Origin of the sequence: Streptomyces sp. NPDC002896 (assembly GCF_040295225.1) — a bacterium.
Taxonomy (GTDB): domain Bacteria; phylum Actinomycetota; class Actinomycetes; order Streptomycetales; family Streptomycetaceae; genus Streptomyces.
Map to the genome: position 1 here is coordinate 1 of NZ_JBEOVA010000027.1, position 18,207 is coordinate 18,207.

The 18,207-nt window shown below is 68.8% G+C and carries 22 protein-coding genes and 1 tRNA gene; 17 read left to right on the forward strand and 6 right to left on the reverse strand.

Annotated elements, in window-relative coordinates:
• The 5 genes from ABT009_RS35320 to ABT009_RS35340 form a co-directional block, all read right to left on the reverse strand.
• Positions 1-344: hypothetical protein (locus tag ABT009_RS35320; protein ID WP_502990024.1), on the reverse strand; the 344-nt coding region annotated here is incomplete at its 3' end.
• Positions 345-638: 294 nt separating this feature from the next.
• Positions 639-1,490, reverse strand: coding sequence for an NAD(P)-dependent oxidoreductase (locus ABT009_RS35325; RefSeq protein WP_351304580.1), 852 nt, complete (start codon positions 1,488-1,490; stop codon positions 639-641).
• Positions 1,487-2,074: an AAA family ATPase gene (locus ABT009_RS35330; protein WP_351304582.1), complete on the reverse strand. Its 588-nt coding sequence runs from the start codon at positions 2,072-2,074 to the stop codon at positions 1,487-1,489. Before ABT009_RS35330 ends, ABT009_RS35325 begins: the two co-directional genes overlap by 4 nt.
• The gene (locus ABT009_RS35335) at positions 2,071-3,087 is read right to left on the reverse strand and encodes a P-loop nucleotide/nucleoside kinase family protein (protein ID WP_351304585.1); all 1,017 of its coding nucleotides are present in this window, start codon (positions 3,085-3,087) and stop codon (positions 2,071-2,073) included. Before ABT009_RS35335 ends, ABT009_RS35330 begins: the two co-directional genes overlap by 4 nt.
• Positions 3,088-3,320: 233 nt before the next feature.
• Entirely contained in the window at positions 3,321-3,671 is a 351-nt protein-coding gene (locus ABT009_RS35340) for a GntR family transcriptional regulator (RefSeq protein ID WP_351304588.1), read from the reverse strand.
• 580 nt (positions 3,672-4,251) lie between these two features.
• Between ABT009_RS35340 and ABT009_RS35345 the strand changes: the two genes are divergently transcribed.
• The 15 genes from ABT009_RS35345 to ABT009_RS35415 all read left to right on the forward strand — a co-directional run bounded on the left by ABT009_RS35345 (position 4,252) and on the right by ABT009_RS35415 (position 16,080).
• Positions 4,252-4,518: a DUF6284 family protein gene (locus ABT009_RS35345; protein WP_351304591.1), complete on the forward strand. Its 267-nt coding sequence runs from the start codon at positions 4,252-4,254 to the stop codon at positions 4,516-4,518.
• On the forward strand, positions 4,515-4,715 hold the full coding sequence (locus ABT009_RS35350; RefSeq protein ID WP_351304594.1) for a hypothetical protein: 201 nt from the start codon (positions 4,515-4,517) through the stop codon (positions 4,713-4,715). Before ABT009_RS35345 ends, ABT009_RS35350 begins: the two co-directional genes overlap by 4 nt.
• The gene (locus tag ABT009_RS35355; protein ID WP_351304597.1) at positions 4,712-5,569 is read left to right on the forward strand and encodes a hypothetical protein; all 858 of its coding nucleotides are present in this window, start codon (positions 4,712-4,714) and stop codon (positions 5,567-5,569) included. Before ABT009_RS35350 ends, ABT009_RS35355 begins: the two co-directional genes overlap by 4 nt.
• Positions 5,570-5,619: 50 nt before the next feature.
• Complete coding sequence (locus ABT009_RS35360; protein WP_351304885.1) at positions 5,620-5,949, forward strand: RRQRL motif-containing zinc-binding protein; 330 nt, start codon at positions 5,620-5,622, stop codon at positions 5,947-5,949.
• A 75-nt stretch (positions 5,950-6,024) separates the two neighbouring features.
• Positions 6,025-7,602: a hypothetical protein gene (locus ABT009_RS35365; protein WP_351304600.1), complete on the forward strand. Its 1,578-nt coding sequence runs from the start codon at positions 6,025-6,027 to the stop codon at positions 7,600-7,602.
• A 1-nt stretch (position 7,603) separates the two neighbouring features.
• A complete protein-coding gene (locus ABT009_RS35370) occupies positions 7,604-9,697 on the forward strand; it encodes a hypothetical protein (RefSeq protein WP_351304603.1) in 2,094 nt (697 codons plus the stop codon).
• Between the two features lie 216 nt (positions 9,698-9,913).
• Entirely contained in the window at positions 9,914-10,105 is a 192-nt protein-coding gene (locus tag ABT009_RS35375) for a hypothetical protein (RefSeq protein ID WP_351304605.1), read from the forward strand.
• Between the two features lie 24 nt (positions 10,106-10,129).
• The gene (locus ABT009_RS35380) at positions 10,130-10,636 is read left to right on the forward strand and encodes a hypothetical protein (RefSeq protein ID WP_351304606.1); all 507 of its coding nucleotides are present in this window, start codon (positions 10,130-10,132) and stop codon (positions 10,634-10,636) included.
• 16 nt (positions 10,637-10,652) lie between these two features.
• Positions 10,653-11,147: a hypothetical protein gene (locus tag ABT009_RS35385; protein ID WP_351304609.1), complete on the forward strand. Its 495-nt coding sequence runs from the start codon at positions 10,653-10,655 to the stop codon at positions 11,145-11,147.
• Positions 11,148-11,173: 26 nt separating this feature from the next.
• Positions 11,174-11,635 (forward strand): single-stranded DNA-binding protein, encoded by a 462-nt coding sequence (gene ssb / locus ABT009_RS35390; RefSeq protein ID WP_351304612.1) that lies wholly within the window; start codon positions 11,174-11,176, stop codon positions 11,633-11,635.
• An 88-nt stretch (positions 11,636-11,723) separates the two neighbouring features.
• Entirely contained in the window at positions 11,724-12,638 is a 915-nt protein-coding gene (locus tag ABT009_RS35395; RefSeq protein ID WP_351304614.1) for a bifunctional DNA primase/polymerase, read from the forward strand.
• Positions 12,635-13,003: a hypothetical protein gene (locus tag ABT009_RS35400; protein WP_351304617.1), complete on the forward strand. Its 369-nt coding sequence runs from the start codon at positions 12,635-12,637 to the stop codon at positions 13,001-13,003. The genes ABT009_RS35395 and ABT009_RS35400 overlap by 4 nt, the downstream gene beginning before the upstream one ends.
• Positions 13,000-14,256, forward strand: a complete 1,257-nt coding sequence (locus tag ABT009_RS35405) for a DUF3631 domain-containing protein (RefSeq protein ID WP_351304620.1) — start codon at positions 13,000-13,002, stop codon at positions 14,254-14,256. The genes ABT009_RS35400 and ABT009_RS35405 overlap by 4 nt, the downstream gene beginning before the upstream one ends.
• A gap of 171 nt (positions 14,257-14,427) precedes the next feature.
• Positions 14,428-14,631, forward strand: coding sequence for a helix-turn-helix domain-containing protein (locus tag ABT009_RS35410; RefSeq protein WP_351304622.1), 204 nt, complete (start codon positions 14,428-14,430; stop codon positions 14,629-14,631).
• A 63-nt stretch (positions 14,632-14,694) separates the two neighbouring features.
• Positions 14,695-16,080 carry a tyrosine-type recombinase/integrase gene (locus tag ABT009_RS35415; RefSeq protein ID WP_351304625.1) on the forward strand — a complete coding sequence of 462 codons (1,386 nt, stop codon included), beginning with the start codon at positions 14,695-14,697 and terminating at the stop codon, positions 16,078-16,080.
• Positions 16,081-16,121: 41 nt separating this feature from the next.
• On the opposite strand, the gene ABT009_RS35420 is transcribed toward ABT009_RS35415, so the two are convergent.
• Positions 16,122-16,198: transfer RNA gene (locus tag ABT009_RS35420), tRNA-Thr, on the reverse strand.
• A gap of 216 nt (positions 16,199-16,414) precedes the next feature.
• Between ABT009_RS35420 and ABT009_RS35425 the strand changes: the two genes are divergently transcribed.
• Positions 16,415-17,551 (forward strand): ABC transporter ATP-binding protein, encoded by a 1,137-nt coding sequence (locus tag ABT009_RS35425; RefSeq protein WP_351304628.1) that lies wholly within the window; start codon positions 16,415-16,417, stop codon positions 17,549-17,551.
• Between the two features lie 201 nt (positions 17,552-17,752).
• On the forward strand, positions 17,753-18,196 hold the full coding sequence (locus ABT009_RS35430) for a hypothetical protein (protein ID WP_351304631.1): 444 nt from the start codon (positions 17,753-17,755) through the stop codon (positions 18,194-18,196).
• Positions 18,197-18,207: the final 11 nt, after the last annotated feature.

Below are 18,207 nucleotides of genomic sequence, written 5' to 3' on the forward strand. Positions count from 1 at the left end.
TCCTGCGGATCCGGGTCCTGCGGATCCGGGTCCTGCGGATCCGGGTCGTGCGGCGGATCCTGCGGATCCGGGTCCTGCGGATCCGGGTCCTGCGGATCCGGGTCCTGCGGCGGGTCCGGGTCCTGCGGATCCGGGTCGTGCGGCGGATCCTGCGGATCCGGGTCCTGCGGATCCGGGTCCTGCGGATCCGGGTCGTGCGGCGGATCCTGCGGATCCGGGTCCTGCGGATCCGGGTCCTGCGGCGGGTCCGGGTCCGGCGGGTCCGGAGGATCAGGTTGGTCCGGCGGGTCCGGGGCTTCCGGGTTATGGGCTGCGATCGCAGCCTCAACAGGGGCTCGGGGCATTGCCACAGCGCTCGTTGCACTCGTTGGCAAGGCGAGCGTTGCAGCCAAGCAGGATGCGCCGATAAACCGGAAGACTTGACGCCGGGCGGTTCTGGCCATGATGTCCCCATCTGCGGGCATGGCGATGTTGTTCTTCGTCCCTGCGGACTAAGTCCTCAGGGACGTTGCGGCCTAAGACCGGCGAGATCTGAGGCCGACGTTGCCCGGGCCCATATAAGATCTACTTTTCACCCCCTCAAGGGATCCGGCAAGAGGACTTCACCAGCGCCACGCTGACCGAGCGCTGACGGCTAGCTAGGAGGGCTCGCCGTCCTGCGCGGCGTGCAGGTGATTGAGTACCTGGGGAATGTCCAGGGACGAATCCTTGAGGCTGTCCCACCGGCTCATGACCGCAGCCGCCGCGTCGGCCAGGTTAGAAGGAAGACCGGCCTCTTCGAGGGCGTACGCCACCTCTTTCATCTCGGGGCCCCAGCGCCATGACCGCGCTGCCACCTTCGGGATGTACCCCGTCTCAGCGAGGTAGCTGGTGGTGCGGTCCTGGGCTATGTCGAGTAGCTCCTCATGTACTCCGTAGTCACTGGCGAGGGCGTACGCGACCGCGGCCAGGACGCGGCTCGCCTTCTGATAGCTGCTGAACGACAGCTTCAGTGCGGAGGCACGCCCGATGTCCCCTGGCAGCAGGTGAGTGTGCACCGCCGAACCCGCGAAGAGCGACGCCACGGGCGTCAGCCCCTCCGAGGACCCGGAGAGGTACAGGCGAGTGTTCTTGGAGGCAGACGGAGGCGAGCCGATGACCGAGCCGTCAACAACGGTCGCTCCGGTTCGGGTCAGGATCGCGTAGACGCGCGCCATGCTGGCTGGAGAGATGGCGTTGCCGTCCACGTAGATACCGGTGAACGGATGAGCCGCGACCTCGGCCGCCACTTCCTCGGCGTGCGCCGGGGGGCAGATGCTGAGGATGATCTCGGCTCGCTCCGTCAGCTCCCCAAGGTCGTTCACCGCGGTGAGCCCGTAGCGCAGGGCGCGTTTCTTGGTCGCGGCGCTACGGCCGGTCGGGCACCACAGAACCTCGGCGCCGCTGCGGCTGACCTGCGCTGCCACGGCGGCGCCCATACTGCCTGGGTGCAGGATGCCGACGACGGTCACGCGACCAGTCCTCGGATATCGCGTACTTCGGCGAGCACGCCGGCCAACCGGGCCTCATCAATGGCCTGCGCGGCTTGAGCCGCGCTGACCTGGTCGCTTCGGATGACAAGCGACCACGGTTCTTCCGCGTGGTCCAAGAGGTCCTGCCGGGTCTCGTGCCAGACCTTGAGCCGGGCGTCCAGGTCCTTGTCGCCGCGTCCCTTGCAACGCTGACGCGTCACTTCCTCGGGGCACCAAAGCAGAACCCGTACCCAGTTGATGGGGGAGGCTGCGACGGCGCGAGCCCCTGCGACCTGGCCCATGTGGAGGACCGGGATGCGCCCGGCGTCGACGAGCGCGGAGACCTCGCCGCGGTCGACGGCGTACTCGGCGTCGTACCGGCTGTTGCGGTACAGAACCTCTCCGGCCTGCGCCAGTTCCTCGATGTGCTGGGCCGTTGTGAGCCGGTACCCCGTGGTGCGCCCGGGGCCCGCCTTGAGCCTCTCGAATAGCGCGAACTCCGGCCGCAGGCGACAAAGTTCTGCTGTGACCGTGTCCTTTCCGGACCCCGGAGGGCCGTAGAGGATGACGCCGGAAGGGCTCATAGTCCGCCTCCACTCAGCACGTCACGGGCTTCGTCGACCAAGGCCACAGCGGCGCCAAGCCGGTTGTCGACGACGAAGTGCGGACCCTGCGGCCGCATCTTCAGATCGAGCCCCGAGACGTAATCCTCCCACGCTTCCATCTTCCAGGCGTCGCGCGCCGCTCCCCGGAATTCGATGTACTCACGCATCGACTCCGGGTCGCACTCTACCCATATGGTCGCGACGGAAACGCGCTTGGATCGGCAACGGTTCTGGAAGCGCTGCATCCATTCAGCTTGGGAGAATTCGGAGATGAAGGGAGCGTCGAGGATCGTGGAAATTCCGCAGTCTACATTGTCCCATGCGGCTTCCATGAGGCACCGATATTCGAGCGGTCGGACCTTTTCTCGGTAAAGCTCTGAACTCCGATCGTGCGCCTCCCCACCCAATGCGACCAAGAGTTGGTCCACCAGCGGACGGGTCAACGAGTCTTTGTCGAGGATTGGCCAGCCAGTGAGCCCTCCGAGGAACTTAGCGAACTCCGACTTCCCCGACCCTGCGTACCCCCCGACCAGGATCACGGTTGGGCCATCAACGCTTCCCCCTGCGGTGTGGCGGCGCCACGCGTCAATCACGCGATTGCGCAGAGCTTCGCTGTCCACGTCGTCGGTGCCTTCGCTGATACTGCTGAGCGCTTGGCGTACTGCGTCCGGTTGATCGGGGAGCTTTCGCTCAGCGGAAGTGGTGGCCGGCACGGATTCCACAGGGGCATCCTCTCCGGGCAGGGCGCGACGGAAGCCGAGTTGGGCCTCATTGCAACGATAGAGGCGGCAATACGCCCGGCGATAATGCGGACCGGGATAAACCGTCCCCTTCTCGTGGCCCCAGATCGTTTGAAAGTTTGCGGCAATATTGAAGCCATGACGGTCCGCGATTTCGCGGAGCTTCTCCCCTGTGTCTTCCAGGGTGAGCCCTATTTCCTCGCGATGCATTCGCAGGAGATCGGGCTTCCAATCTGGGTGCTTCCGAGCCATCTGCCCCTCCTAGATAGCTAGTCGAGCCGCGAGTGTAGCGACTCGACTAGGGCTATGGAAATTCGTGATAGCGCATGTGTAAGCGGATGTATAAAACCGCCAAGATTTTCTCAGGTAGCGGGACGTGATACCGGTTTTCGCGCCGTGGCGGTGAACTTGTGGCACACCGAACGAGGGAGGTGCACATGCCCCACGGCGCGGCCATCGAGGCCCCACCCCGGCTTGCTGGAAGCTCAGTTCCCTTCCAGGGTCGCGACGCGTTGACGCAGCTCTCCGACCTCGCTCCGCAGTTTCTCGACTTCCTTGCGCAGCTCGGCCACGGTCCCGACCGGATCGGCGAGTTGCGCGGCGCGGCCGGCATCGGGCGTCAGGAAGGCGCCCTTGCCCTGGTGGCTCACCGCCAGGCGGTCCGTCGTCAACTGACGGATGGCGGCGCGAGCCACGGTCACCGTGACGTCGTACGTCTTCTGGAGCTGCGCCAGCGAGGGGAGCTGTCCGGTCTCGGCGAACTCGCCATCCGCGATCCGTCGCCGCAGGTCATCGGCCACCTGCTTATAGGCAAACCTGCCGGTCCACTCGACCATCTGCACCCCAAGTCTCGTCACGGTCTCTGCCTCATAGTGCCCAAGTCGCAGAGGTAGAACCAGCGCCCCACGCTGCTTGTTCCGTGAGGGGACTTGACGCACTCTGCCTCACAGTGCACTCTGAGGCAGAGTTCTGGCGGCTCAGTCCGAGAGGGCGAATCGCTTGCGAGACCTGCTCTTGACCTGCTCAAACAGCGCCCGGAAGGCAAGGACCGGAGGAAGCGCTGCCACGAACTCAACAGAGTGCCGACCCAGCCACCTGAACACGGGTGGTCGATGGGTGCGGGTCACCACCCCGACCGCCCATGTCGGGCCGGGTGACCTGCCCGGATCCGCCCTGTGGGGCGGTGACTGGCATTGCGTGATCTGACTGCGCAGAACCTTTCGCGGGGCGATCGAGCCCCGCGTGAGCACCAGTGCTCACGGTCCCCGACACCCGCTTCGTACGCGGCGTGGGTGCCGGGCGGCCGTGGCCGCTCGTGCAGGTGCGAGAGGCCCTGTCCCCGTACGGCGGGCGCCCCCGGAGCGGCTACTCCGGGGGCGCTGTTGGGCCGTACCTACTGCTAGGGAGAGACGACCCATGAAGCTCATCGTTCCTGCTCAGAAGCCCGTTACCACCGATCCGGCCGGCGAGGGTCCGTCGGATGCGGAGCTGGACGCCATCGAGCGGGAGTCGCCGCTCATCATGGCGGAAGTCGAGCTGCTGGACGTTCAGATCTCGCTGCTGGACCGGCCGGCGACCGAGTTGGGTGCGCGCCGGCTGCGGCGGGCTCGTCGCAAGGTGCTCAATGTCCGCCGTGAGCTGACCAACCAGACCACCGCGACGGTATCGGGGGTGGGCGCATGAGCCGCGACTCGTTCCTGACGGCCTGGTGGCTGCGCCATGGTGGCGCGCTGCTGGTCAGCCTGTGCGTGGTCTCGTGGCTGCTGCCGCTCCCGCCGTGGGCTCGGTTCCTGTGGAACCTGCTCGTGGCGGCCGGCTGCTTCCATCTCATGGCTCTGCACCGGGCGCGGCGTGAACGTCCGGGCGGTGATGACGCATGAGCCGTTTCGAGCAGCGGCCTGTGGCGCAGATCGAAGCGTTGCAGTCGCTTCAATCGGGCCTGACGAAGGTGCTTGTCACGGTCGCGGTGGTGGCGCTGGCGTTCACCGCGACGAACGTGACGCTGTTCGCCATCGATCACCACATCTCCGTGTGGATCGCCTGGCTGCTGGATCCCATGGTGGCCGTCGCCCTGGGCGCGGTGCTCATCGTGGACGGGCGCCTGTCGGAGCACGGTGTGCACCCCTCGGGGTGGGCCACGGGGCTGCGCTGGTTCGCCGGTCTGGGCACCTGGCTGATGAACTGCTGGAGCTCCCTGTGGCCGGCCGGTTCCCCGTTCGGGGTGCCGCGGCAGGTGGACCCGGCGGGGCTGGTCCTGCACTCGATTCCGCCTGTCCTGTTGATCGTTCTCGCCGAGGCGATCACCTTCTACCGGCGCGCGATCCTGGAACGGATCGCCGTCCTGCGTGCCCAGGTGGACACCCCGAACCGCGCGGTGGACACCCCGACCGTTCGCTCGGCGTCCGCCTCGCCCGCTGTCCCCGCTCCCGCCCTTGTGGAGCGGCAGCGTCCGGCGGCATCGCCGCTGGTCATCTGCGGTGCACAGCAGGCGTACACGCTGACTGTGCCCCCGGCGTCCGCCTCGGGCTCGGAGGGCGAGCAGGAGCCGGAGCGGCTGTCCACTGAGCAGGCGCTAGACGTCATCCGCGAGTGCTGGGTGGACGGGGCGTCCATCCGTGCGGCTGCGCGGATGTCCACCCGTTCCCCGTCCTACGTCCAGACGGTCTATGCCCGGCTCGCCGCGGAGGCCGAAGAGGCACCGCGCTTGACGGTTGTCGCTGGGAGCGGGGACTGAGGCCCCCAGCTTCCGGCAAGTGCTCCGGCCCGTCCGGCGCCCGCTACGACATCCCCGTCTACCGATGGCAGCTCGCCCCGGAGGGGCTGGCAACAGTCCGCCAACTCCGAGCGATGGACCTGCGGCCCGGCGGGCAGGACGTAGCCGCGCAGATCGAGCGTCCGCGGCGCCGCCGCGGCCCGCTGGTCGCCTACCTCTACCGCATCGACGCAGCCAAGCCCGTACGGCCCATGACGCCCGCCAAATGGGCGGCCCTGGCCAAGGCCAACGCCGCGCGGCGCAGGTGCCCGGAGTGCCGGCGGGATGCCGGCTACGTCATCCCGCCCTCGCTCGGCATGTGCGCCACCTGCGCCTACCTCGAAGAACAGCGCGCCGCATAAGCCCTGTTGGCAGGCCCGGCCAACCGCCTCCTACAGCCTCGGCCGGGCCCTACTCCACAGAGGAGTGCTCACAGCATGACGGAACTCAGCACTGAGCCGGTAGCCGTTGAGGCTGCCCCGACCACACCGCCCCCGCCCGCCGCGACCGAGACCACCGCGGCGAAGGCCGCGAAGGAGGTAGAGCACACGCCGGGCGGCTGGCCGGTCGTCCCCCTCGCCCTGACCGGGGCGAACAGCACGGTCGGCATGGTCGCCGCCGCATCCCTGGCCGGTGGCCCGATCGCCGCCATGGTCGCCGCAACCGGCGCCGTCGTCCTCGGCACGGTCGCCGCCACCCGCTCCCGCAAGACCAACACCCGTCGTGAAGCCCGACGGACCGCAGCGCGCGCTGCCGGCCGCAGTGCTGCCGGCAGCGCGGGCCTGCGCCAGGGTGGGACGGGAGCAAGCGGCGGCCGGAGCAGCGGTGGCCGTGCGGCTGCCTCCCGCGCTGGTCGCTCCGGTGGCCGGTCAGGCAGCGTGCCGGGCCAGCACCGCCGCGGCACCGGCCCGGCCGCCCGCCACGGCAGCACAGCCACCAGCGGAAAGACCGGTAAGAAGGCAGGTCACAGCACGGCTGGTGGCCCGGGGAAGGCCGCTGGACGGGTTGGGCAGATAAAGGCCCTGCGGTCGGCTCAGCAGGCCGCGGCAGGGTCGCGTGCCGGCAAGCGGGCGCAGACCACCGCGGCCCGCCGCGCGGTCGCCGACGCTCGCCGCAACGCCAAAGCCTCAGCTGGCAACGGCCCGTTGGGCAAGCGCGGGAATGGCGGCGGTCGCCTGCTGGGCGGTGCCGCCCGCAAGGCCCGTGCCGTGCGGGATGCGGCGATCGCCAAGAACCGCGCCAAGCGCGACGCCAAGACCGGCGGCACGGTCGCCGCGCAGCGTGCCGTAGTTCGCAAGGCCCCGGCGCGCAAGGCCGCGCGGCAGGCGCTGCGCAGGTCCGCGGCCCGCTTCCACCGCCGCCGCCTGCTTGCCGCCCTGCTCGCCCTGCCCGTCGGCCTGTTCGGGCTCATCACCACTCCGATCGGGCGGAAGCTCAACCTTCCGTGGCTGATGAATCCCGGCCGTCGCCTGTACCGGCGTCTGGTCCGCACGGCTGCCGAGCAGCGCGCGGAGCGGGACGAAGCCACCCGCAAGAACCTGCGCGAGCAGGAAGCCGCGGCCGATGCGGAGGCCGCCAAGGACGGAACAGACGGGCTGGGCGAAAGCGTCGCGCGGCCCGCCGTCGAGATCCCCACCAGCACCACATCCGAGGTGAGTGAAGGAGAGCACGTGTCCGGATTCCAGTTCGAAGAGGCCGCCGCGGAGATGGAGCAGGCGGCCAACCAATACGAGCCCGAGAGCGCCATGGAGATCCTGGCCATGGTCGAGGGGCTCCCCGCTGCGCTGACCAGCGTGGCGAACGTGATGAAGATCCTCGCCGAGCGCTCCGACAGCGAGTTCCCGCTGGAGAAGCAGATCGCGGATGCGTTCAACGACATCTTCGGCGCCCTGATGAGCGCCGTCGCGGTCGCGGAGGACATGGGCCCGCTGTTCCGGCAGGTCCATGAGCAGGACATCGCCCGCCATGAGGACCCCCGCAACGGCCCGGAGGCCGAGAAGGGCTGGAACGTCTGAGATGAGCACTGCCACCGCCAACAACAGCAGTGGCCCGGTGCTGGACTGGGCCGCTGGTCACGGACCTGTGACCGGCGCCCTGTCCGCCACCACCGGAGCCTTCGCCGTCGCCACCACCGGCGCCGCAACCGCCATGCCCCCCGGCTGGGCCCTCGCCGTCGGCGCGGCCGGCGCCCTCGGCCACACCGTCGTCGGCCTGCGGGTACGCAACGCCGGCCGCACCCTGGCCACCCGCGCCGCCTCCTGGCTCGTCGGCGCCGGGTGGACCACCTGGGCCATGACCCACGGGCCCCTCACCTGGGCCGCCCTCGGCTCGCTCGCCACCATCGGCGTCGGCATCGGCGCCGCCGCCCGCTCCGCCGCCCTGTACGAGGAGGCCCGCGAGGAGGAGGCCATCGCTGCCGAGCAGCGGCAGATCGCTCGGGAGCTCTCCGCGGAGCGCCGGGCCATCGCCGCGGAGTGGGTGGAGCGGATCCAGCGGATCTGCAACATCACCGTGCGGGTGCTCGCTGTGGAGAAGTGGGAGACCGGCGCGGGGTACTCCCTGGATCTCGAACCGCAGGGCGGGATCACCTACGACCGCATCGCCCAGTACTCCGTGCAGCTGTCCGCGGATGCCAAGCTGCCGCACGGCTGCACCGCAACCGCCAGCCCCGGCATCCACCAGGGCCGGGCCATCCTCGACGTGACCACAGTCAACGTTCTCAAAGAGGACTGCCCCTACCCGAGCGACTACGGGCCCCTGTCGGTGCTGACCGGCATCCCGTGGGGCGTGCGCACCAACGGCGAAGTCGTCTCCGCCTACCTGCGCGAGCAGTGCGCTCTCGTGGTCGGCCCGACGGGATCCGGTAAGACGAACATGGTGCACGGAATCCTGGGCGGGTTCGCCCGCGCCGAGGACGCCCTGACCTGGGTGATCGACCTCAACGCCGGCAGCGCCGGCCTGCCCTGGGTCCTTCCGGCCCTGAACGGGGAGATCCAGCGGGAGGACGGCAAGCCCGTTAGGCCGGGCATCGACTGGCTGGCCGCTTCGTATGAGGAGGCCATGCTGATGCTGGATGCCGCGCTGGCCGTCGGTCTGCACCGCAAGAAGGCGTATCAGGACCTGCTGGCCAAGGCGAACACCGATCTGCTGCCGATCAGCGCCCGGATCCCCCAGATCCTGCTGGTGATCGATGAGGGTGCGGAGATCCTGGTCGGCACCGACCGGGAGATGAAGCAGCTCGCGAAGAAGATCCTGGAAGTCATCCGGATGCTGCGCGCCATGGGCATCCGGACCGTGCTCACCGCGCTCGGTGCCACCGGCAGCGTGCTGGGCAACCTGATGATCCGCCGAGAAGGAAAGGTTCGCGTCGCGCTCACAGGCGGTGAGACCGAGGGCATGGATCTGGGCAAGATGTTCCCCGGCCGCCGCGGCCTGCGTGTCGAGCAGGCCCCTTACAAGGGATCGGGGTTCATGGGGACCCCGGAGTCTCCGGCCGCGCTGTTCAAGGCATGGCGGATCCTGCCCAATCAGATCCGGGAGATCATCGCCGCTACCTCCGACCGGCACCCCCGGCTCGACGACATCTCCGCCAAGGCCGCAGGCCCCTCCTACGCCCGCCGCTGGGACACCGACCGGACCGCGTGGATGCGCGACCTCACCCCGGCCGACGACAGCACGGACACTGAAACCTCGGGATCAGCCGGCTCGGTGCTGAAACTGTCCGCGCTGAGCGGCCAGGAGACAGACCAGCCCTCGGAGGAAAAGGAGATGCTGCGCCAGTTCCGGGCGCAGATCGACGCTCAGTTCAGCACCGCACCGGATCCGCAGACCACCAAGCCCGACACTTCGCCGACCGAATCGGGTGGGCTGAACCTGTCCGCGCTGCGCGACAAGGGCAGCCGTGAGGCAGGGCCCGAGTGGCTTCCCGAAGCGATCACCGCGATCAAGGAAGCCGGAGCATCGGGCATGAAGCCGTCCGCGGTCGCGGACAAGGTCGGCCGCAGCCGGCAGGCCGTGCGCGATGCGCTCAAGGCCGCTGCCGAGCGCGGGGAGTTGCTCTACCGGGACAACGGGCCGCACTCGGTTTACGTCCATCCCGATCACGCCTGAGTCCGTCACTGACGGCTACTGGCTAGTGGCTACTGCCAACTTGCCACTAGCCAGTAGAACGCCCTCCTACTGGCCACCACTCAGGGCCCCTGGCAGGGCTTTTCCGGCTTGCCAGTAGCCACTAGCCGGTAACCACTACGACCACACACCGTCACCATCGTGGGCGGCATCCGCACCATCGGATGCCGCCCACGGCCCTTCTCCGGGAGGCCGTTCATGATCGTGACCCTGTCCGCCGTCGCCCTCTTCGGAGTGCTGACCTTCGTCCTGCTGCGCAGCCGCTACGTCGGCCCGTTCGCCGCCATCGCGGTGTTCCTGTTCGGGTTCTTCACCGCCGACACCGGCGCCGCCAACGCCGTCCGCGCCGTCCTCCGCGCGCTCATCGACGCGGCCCACAACGTCTCCTGACCCCATCCGCCGGGAGGTCCCACCATGACCGAGTACGAGCAGTCGACGGCGGCCTGGTCGCCGCGGATGAGCGACGCCGCAGCTAACGCCGAAGCCAAACGGATCATCGACGACGTCTACTGCCCAGCCCGACCGGTGCGGCAGATGCCCACCAGCTTCCGCGACGAGACCCCGAATCCTGTGGTCGGGGACGCCGCGCCCGTCCACCAGGACGACCGCCGCATCGTGCCCGCCTGGGCCGCAGGAACCGCGGTCGCCTCCATCGGCATCGGCGCCGGCACCACCGGGGTCGGCTGCGGCGTCTGGCTCGTCCTGAAGGGATTCGCCTCCATGAGCGTCACCGGCGTCGTCTGCATGGGCGTCCTGTTCTCCGGCATCGCGTTCGCCGCGCTCTCCATCGGCGCCGCCTTCTCCCGCGCCAAGTCCAGCATCTCCAAGCCCGTCTACAACGGGCCGGTCACCAAACACACCCACGTGACCACCCACACCAAGGGCGCGTTCGCCCGCTCGCACACCCACCTGCACAACTGACCAGGAGGCCGACCCTATGGATCCCGTGCAGCCGCTTTGCGGTGCCGCCGAAGCCATCCGGGCGTTCAATCACCTCACCTTCCCCCGCCCCGACCAACCGCCGGCCCTCCCGTATCCGGGCAACGCGTACGACGCCATCGGCGCCCTGAAGACGCTCGCCCAGAGGCTCCCGCAGACCTTCACCCAGACTGGCAACGCGCTGGAACGCCTCGTCACCGCCGGGCACCTCAGCGCCGTGCACGGCACGCCCGTCATGCACGTCACCGAAACCCAAGACCTCCTGCGCGACGCCGGAGACCTTGCCGCACGCCTGGCTGCCGTTCTGGAGCGCGCCCACAGCGCTGTGAGCCCCCTCAGCTACAGCGGCCCTGATGACGAGCCCGAAGAGGAGCCGTGCGGCGAGGGCATGTGTCAGTGCTACTGCATCGGTGTCCTGCACCCGTGCGGCTGCGACTGCCCGCACACCGACGACTGCGACTGCGACTTCTGCGCCGCCATTGACCAGTACTGACCCAACCACCAGGAGGGACACACCTGATGTCGTTCGGAGAGACCCCGATCACCGTGATCGGCAACCTGACCGCTGACCCCGAGATCAAGTTCACCGAGGGCGGTGCCGCGCTCGCCAAATTCACCATCGCCGCCACCCCGCGCGTCTTCGACCGCGAGAGCAACCAGTGGAAGGACGGCAACGCCACGTTCTTCCGCTGCGCCGCCTGGCGCTCGCTCGCGGAGCACATCGCCGAGTCGCTGGCCAAGGGCTCCCGCGTGGTCGCGTTCGGCCGCATCCGGCAGCACAACTGGCAGACCGACCAGGGCGAGAACCGTTCGATGCTCGCGATGGAGGTCGACGAGATCGGCGCGTCCCTGCGGTTCGTCAACGTCGCCATCGACGCCAAGCGCCCCGCCCAAGGCTCCGCGAGCGGCACGGATGACCCGTGGGACACCGGAAAGCCTGCCCCGGCCGCCGTCAAGACCGGCGACGAGCCCCCGTTCTAGCTGCGCCAAGGGCGGCCCCCTCGTCTCGCCAAAGTCGCGGGGCCGCCCTTGTCTCCAGTCCTCAACAGACCTGTTGGAGGTCTCCAGCATGACGCATGACGCACGATCCGCGCTCTTGCGCGCGGCGCTCGATGCGGCCGCCCGCGGCTGGCCCGTCCACCCGCTTCGGCCCGGCGCCAAAGGCTCCGCACTGCACGGCGAACGCTCCTGCACCCATCGCGGCGTCTGCGCGAGTGGGCACGTGAAGTGGGAACAGCGGGCTACCTGCGACCCTGAGCGCATCCGTCGTACCTGGCAGACGGGCGCGTTCAACGTCGGCATCGCCCCCGGCCCGGCCGGCCTTCTGGTCGTCGACCTCGACATCCCCAAGGCCGAAACAACAAAGGGCAGCTCGGACGCGCCTTGCGGCGCGACAAACTTCCAAGCGCTCTGCGAGCGCGCCGGAGCCCCCTGGCCCGCCACCTACACGGTGCGGACCCCCAGCGGCGGCCTCCACCTGTACTTCCACACCCACCACCACCTGCCCAGCACCAAGGGAACGCTCGCCGACCACATCGACACCCGGGCCTGGGGCGGCAACATCGTCGCCTCAGGCTCCCGCACCCCGCAGGGCGCGTACGCCGTCGACGTCGGCGGCCCAGTTGCCGAGCTGCCCGACTGGCTCCACACCCTGCTCCGTGCTCCAGCCCCTGCGTCCGGGTCGGCGCGGCTCGCGCCGCTCCTCGTCCCGGGCACGGTCAGCCGCCGCGCGCACGTGGCTCTGGAGCGAGAGGCCGCACAGGTGACGGGGACCGGTGAAGGGGGCCGCAATCAGCGGCTATTGGAGGCCGCACGGTCGCTGGGGCGCTTCGTGGCCTGGGGCGAGATCCCCCGGCACGTGGTGGAGGAGGCTTTTCAGGCGGCCGGTGAGGCGGCCGGCCTGACCTCCTCCGAGTGCCGAGCGACGATCCGCAGCGCCCTGGACTGGTCGATCCGCACCGCCCGCCCGCGGGAGGCCGCATGACCACCGCATCCCGCCGCCTGAAAAGCCTCCCCGACACGGCAGACGGGCCCGGCCTCGCGGACAGCGCGGAGGAACCGGCTCGGGCGGGCGGCCGAGAGAAGGTCGCCCGTCAGGGCGTCCTTTCAGCCCTTCCCAATGACCAGTCCCCGAGCGCCCCGCCCCGTGGCGATGGGCGCGTTCCCGTGGCGTGGCTGCACATCAGCGCGCCCCGCGGCGCCACCCCGACCGCGACGTCGTGGTGCACGTGCGGCCGTGACCGCAGCGCCATCGGTCACCGCAAAGTCCTCGTGCTGATCGACGACCACGCCGCCCACCGCGACGTATGCCCGCTCCGCACCCCCCAGGAAGGGAGGAACGCCGCATGACCAGCACTAACCCGCCCGCGCCGTCCATCGACGGGGCCGCCCTGCTCGACGAGGTCGAAGCGTTCCACCGACGTTTCAACATCTTCCCCACCGAAGCCGCCTATGTCGCCGTCGCCCTGTGGGACGCTCACGCCCACCTCATCGACGCGTTCGACGGCACCGCCCGCCTCGCCTTCCTCTCCCCGGAACCGGGATCGGGCAAGTCCCGCGCCCTGGAAATCGTGGAAACCCTCACCCCTCGCGCGGCGACCACTGTCAATGCCTCCGCGAACGCCCTGTTCCGGCTTGTGGAGGCCGACGGAGGAACCCCCACCCTCCTCTTCGACGAGATCGACACCGTTTTCGGCCCCAAGGCCGGAGGCAACGAAGAGGTCCGTGGGTTCCTGAACTCCGGCTACCGGCGCGGCGGCAAGTCCCTGCGCTGCGTCGGCGACGGCTCCAACCAGAACGCGGAATGGTTCTCCTCGTTCTGCGCAGTCGCCATGGCCGGTCTCGGCTCACTGCCCGACACGATCCTGACCCGCTCGGTCATCATCCGAATGCGCAAGCGCGCCCCGAACGAGAAGGTCGAACCGTACCGCCGGCGCGTTCACGAGAAGCAGGGCCACGCCTTGCGCGACCGGCTTGCCGACTGGACCGCCACGATCCACGACCAGATCGCACAGGCGTGGCCCGAGATGCCTGAGGGCGTCTCCGACCGGCCTGCCGACGTGTGGGAGCCCCTCCTCGCGGTCGCAGACGCGGCGGGTGGCCACTGGCCCGAGCGCGCTCGGGCCGCCTGCGTCGCCCTCATCAAGTCCGCCCAGGAAGACGACGTAGCCTCCTTCGGGGTACGCCTTTTGACCGACCTGCGCGACCGCGTGTTCTGCGGAGCCGACCGCATGCCCACCGCCGCCATCCTCGAAGTCCTCCTCGGACTCGACGACGCCCCGTGGGCCGACCTGACCGACGACGGCAAGGCGCTGACCGCCCGGGGCCTCTCCAAGCTCCTGAGCCAGTACGTACGCCCCGACAACACCCCAATCCGCCCCCGCGGCATCCGCGTCGGCAGCGGCACCCCCAAGGGCTACTACGCGGAGGACCTGAGCGACGCCTGGGCCCGCTACTGCCCCCCACCCCCCGAAAAGTCCGCAACATCCGCAACATCCGCAACATCGCAGGTCAACGAGGGTGAATCTGTGGCGGAAGGCCCTTCCGAGAGCCGCCACATGTTCGCGGAAACCGACACACGCCAACTACGGATCGCTGGCTGACCAACCGCACCCGAAGGTGCCGCCGCGCATTCGCGTGGCGGCACCTAATCCGCAACACAACCGGCATCCGCCACAGATTCAAGCCGCTGACCAGCAATGTTGCGGCGTGGCGGATGTTGCGGATTCCCCAGAAGGTCAAGCACGGACAGTCCCGCCGAGGAGGCATCCCAGATGAGCACCGCCGCCGCTGCGCCCGTCGACCGGCTTCTCTACACGCCCGAGGAGGCCGCCGAAGCCCTCGCCATCGGACGCTCCACGGTCTATGAGCTGATGGCCGCCGGCGCCCTGAAGTACATCAAGCTCGGCCGCTGCCGCCGCGTCCGGCGAGCCGACCTCGAAGACTACGTGGCCAGCCTCGCCCCGCTATCGAACTGACCCAGAACCACCGAGGCGGCCCCGGACATCCGTCCGGGGCCGCCTCTCGCATGGAGGAAACGGATGAGTCCCCGCAAGGCCAACATGGAGTCGAGCATCTATCTCGGCAATGACGGTTGGTGGCACGGCCGCGTCACCATGGGCATCAAGGACGACGGCAGCCCCGACCGCCGCCACCGCCGCGCCAAGACGGAACCCGAAGTGCGCCGCAAGGTTCGCGAGCTGGAGCAGCTCCGCAACAAGGGGCGCGCCCCCAAGGCGGGTCGGAAACCGACCGTCGCTCAGTGGATGGAGACCTATCTCACCGACATCGCGAGCCTGAAGCTCCGGCCCCGCTCTCTCGACGACTACTGGTCGAAGACCCGTAACGACATCATTCCGGGCGTCGGCAAGCACCGCCTGGACAAGCTCGCGCCCGAGCACTTGGAGCGCATGTACCGCGCGATGCTCGACGCCGGCCACGCCCCCTCCCACGTCGTCAAGGTCCACCGCATCCTGTCGCGAGCCCTGAAGATCGCCCACCGCCGCCGCATCATCAGTGAGAACGTCGCCACGCTCGTGGACCCCCCGAGCGTCGACGAGACCGAAGCGAACCCCTTCACCAAGGAAGAGGCCAGGGCGTTCCTGGAAGCTGCGGCCAAGCGCCCCACCTTCATGCGCTGGATCATCGGCGTCGGCATGGGATTCCGGCAGGGCGAGACGCTGGGCCTGCGATGGTCGTACGTGGACTTCGAGGCGGAGCTGTTCCACCCTGAATGGCAGCTTCAGCGGCTCACGTGGCACCACGGCTGCAAGGACCCCCATGCCTGCGGTGCCCGACTGCACCGCTTCGAGCCGTGCCCGCCGGACTGCACCGTCCACAAGGGCTACAAGCGCGGATGCCCGAAGCCCTGCACGAAGAGGTGCACCAAGCACGCGAGTGCCTGCCCGGACCGCAAGGGCGGCGGCTTAACCTTCACTCGACCCAAGACCAAAAAGAGCCGGAACGCCGTCCCGATCCCGCCCGCATTCATTCCTCACCTGCTCGAGCACAAGGCCCAGCAGGACGCCATGCGAGCCGCGGCCGGCGAGCTGTGGCAAGAACATCACGTCGTCTTCTCGCGGCCGGACGGGCGCCCGCTGGACCCGCGCGCCGACTGGGAAGAGTTCAAGGAACTGCTTGCAGAGGCCGGAATCGGCGACCGACGCCTGTACGACGGGAGCCGCCACACCGCGGGCACGATCCTCAACGAGCTGGGCGTAGACATGCCCACGATCATGGAAATCCTTCGGCACACCCAGATCAGCCAGACCCGGCGGTACGTGAAGGGAAGATCACACCTGTCGAAGGACGCCATGCGACGCATGGGAGACGCCTTCATCCCTCGGCCGGAACTCTCGACTGAGACCAGAACTGAGACCACCGACAGCCGCGCGGCCCGCGCCCGACTTCGCCGCCGCATCCGCTGAACAAAAAGCCCAGGTCACACACTGTGTAACCTGGGCCTCAGTGGAGCCCCCTGTCGGATTCGAACCGACGACCTACGCATTACAAGTGCGTTGCTCTGGCCAGCTGAGCTAAGGAGGCGTGCCCGTGCAGTGTACCCAGCTCACGGACCGGCCCCGTCGAAAATTTCGTCGAAGTTCACATAGGCCGGACTACTGACAGACCAGGTGAACCCCAGGTACCGTCTCGATCCAGTTCACCCGTGTGGACTACACCACCGCGGCACTCGCCGCAGTGGATCACCTTCTTTACTCGGATCGTCCGGCACGTTCCTGCCGGTGAAGGGGGCCCATCACCATGGCCACTGTCTCGTTCGATAAGGCAACCCGGATTTACCCGGGTTCCGAGAAGCCCGCCGTAGACGCACTCGACATCGAGATCGAGGACGGCGAGTTCCTCGTCCTCGTCGGTCCGTCCGGTTGCGGCAAGTCCACCTCCCTGCGCATGCTCGCGGGTCTCGAGGACGTCAACGGCGGCGCCATCCGCATCGGTGACCGCGACGTCACGCACCTGCCGCCGAAGGACCGGGACATCGCCATGGTGTTCCAGAACTACGCGCTCTACCCGCACATGACGGTCGCCGACAACATGGGCTTCGCGCTCAAGATCGCCGGCGTCAACAAGGCGGAGATCCGGCAGAAGGTCGAGGAGGCCGCCAAGATCCTCGACCTGACCGAGTACCTGGGCCGCAAGCCCAAGGCCCTCTCCGGTGGTCAGCGGCAGCGTGTCGCGATGGGCCGCGCGATCGTGCGTGAGCCGCAGGTGTTCCTCATGGACGAGCCGCTGTCGAACCTCGACGCCAAGCTCCGCGTCTCGACCCGTACGCAGATCGCCTCGCTGCAGCGCCGCCTCGGCATCACCACCGTCTACGTCACCCACGACCAGGTCGAGGCCATGACGATGGGCGACCGCGTGGCGGTCCTGAAGGACGGTCTGCTTCAGCAGGTCGCCTCGCCGCGCGAGATGTACGACAAGCCGGCGAACCTCTTCGTCGCCGGCTTCATCGGCTCTCCCGCCATGAACCTCGTCGAGGTGCCGATCACCGACGGCGGCGTGAAGTTCGGCAACTCGGTCGTGCCGGTCAGCCGTGAGGCGCTCTCCGCCGCGGCCGACAAGGGCGACCGCACCGTCACGGTCGGCGTCCGCCCCGAGCACTTCGACGTGGTCGAGCTGAACGGCTCCGCCGCCAAGACGCTCTCGAAGGACTCCGAGGACGCCCCGGCCGGTCTGGCCGTGTCCGTCAACGTCGTCGAGGAGACGGGCGCCGACGGCTACGTCTACGGCACCGCCGAGGTCGGCGACGAGTCGAAGGACCTGGTGATCCGCGTCAACAGCCGCCAGGTGCCGGAGAAGGGCGCCCAGCTGCACGTCGTGCCGCGTCCGGGCGAGATCCACGTGTTCTCGACCTCGACGGGCGAGCGCCTCACCGACTGACGCGCATCCGCGCCATCACGCACACGGGAGTCCCGCACCGTCCGGTGCGGGACTCCCGTCGTTCACCGGTCACACAAGTCGGTCACACAACGGGCATTTCGATCCCGTACGTCAACCCTCGCCGAGCAATACCCGGTATGTGGTAGCTCGACAGAGTGACCAAATGTCGCCAAATCACTACCGGCCGCTACTCTCACTCGCGTGACGCACTCCTCTAAGCCGTCGGCGCGGCGTGGCACCGCCCACCGAATCGGCCGTTCCCTCGCTCTCGTTCTGCCCGTCGTCCTGGTCCTCTCCGGGACCCTCGCGGTCACCCGCGTCAACTGGTCGGGCGGCGGCTCCTCGGACTCCGTGCTCACCGTCTCCGCCGAGGACGTCTCCACGCCGGCCAGGTCCCGCGCCCCGCAGGACGTACTGCGCGACCGGCTCCTGCTCGAACTCCAGGAGAAGGACCCGGGCGTTGTTCTCACGCACCTCCAGCAGGAGGTCAACGAACGGCCGTCCCTGGCCCGGCACTGCGTGTCCATCGCCCGCGCCCTCGGCCGCGCCGCCGTGCAGCACTACGGAGCCTCCCGCGCCCAGTCGTTCGCACGCCCGGTCTGCGACACGTCCTTCGCGTCGGGCGTCGCCTCCCAGCAGGGTTGAGCGGCAACGCC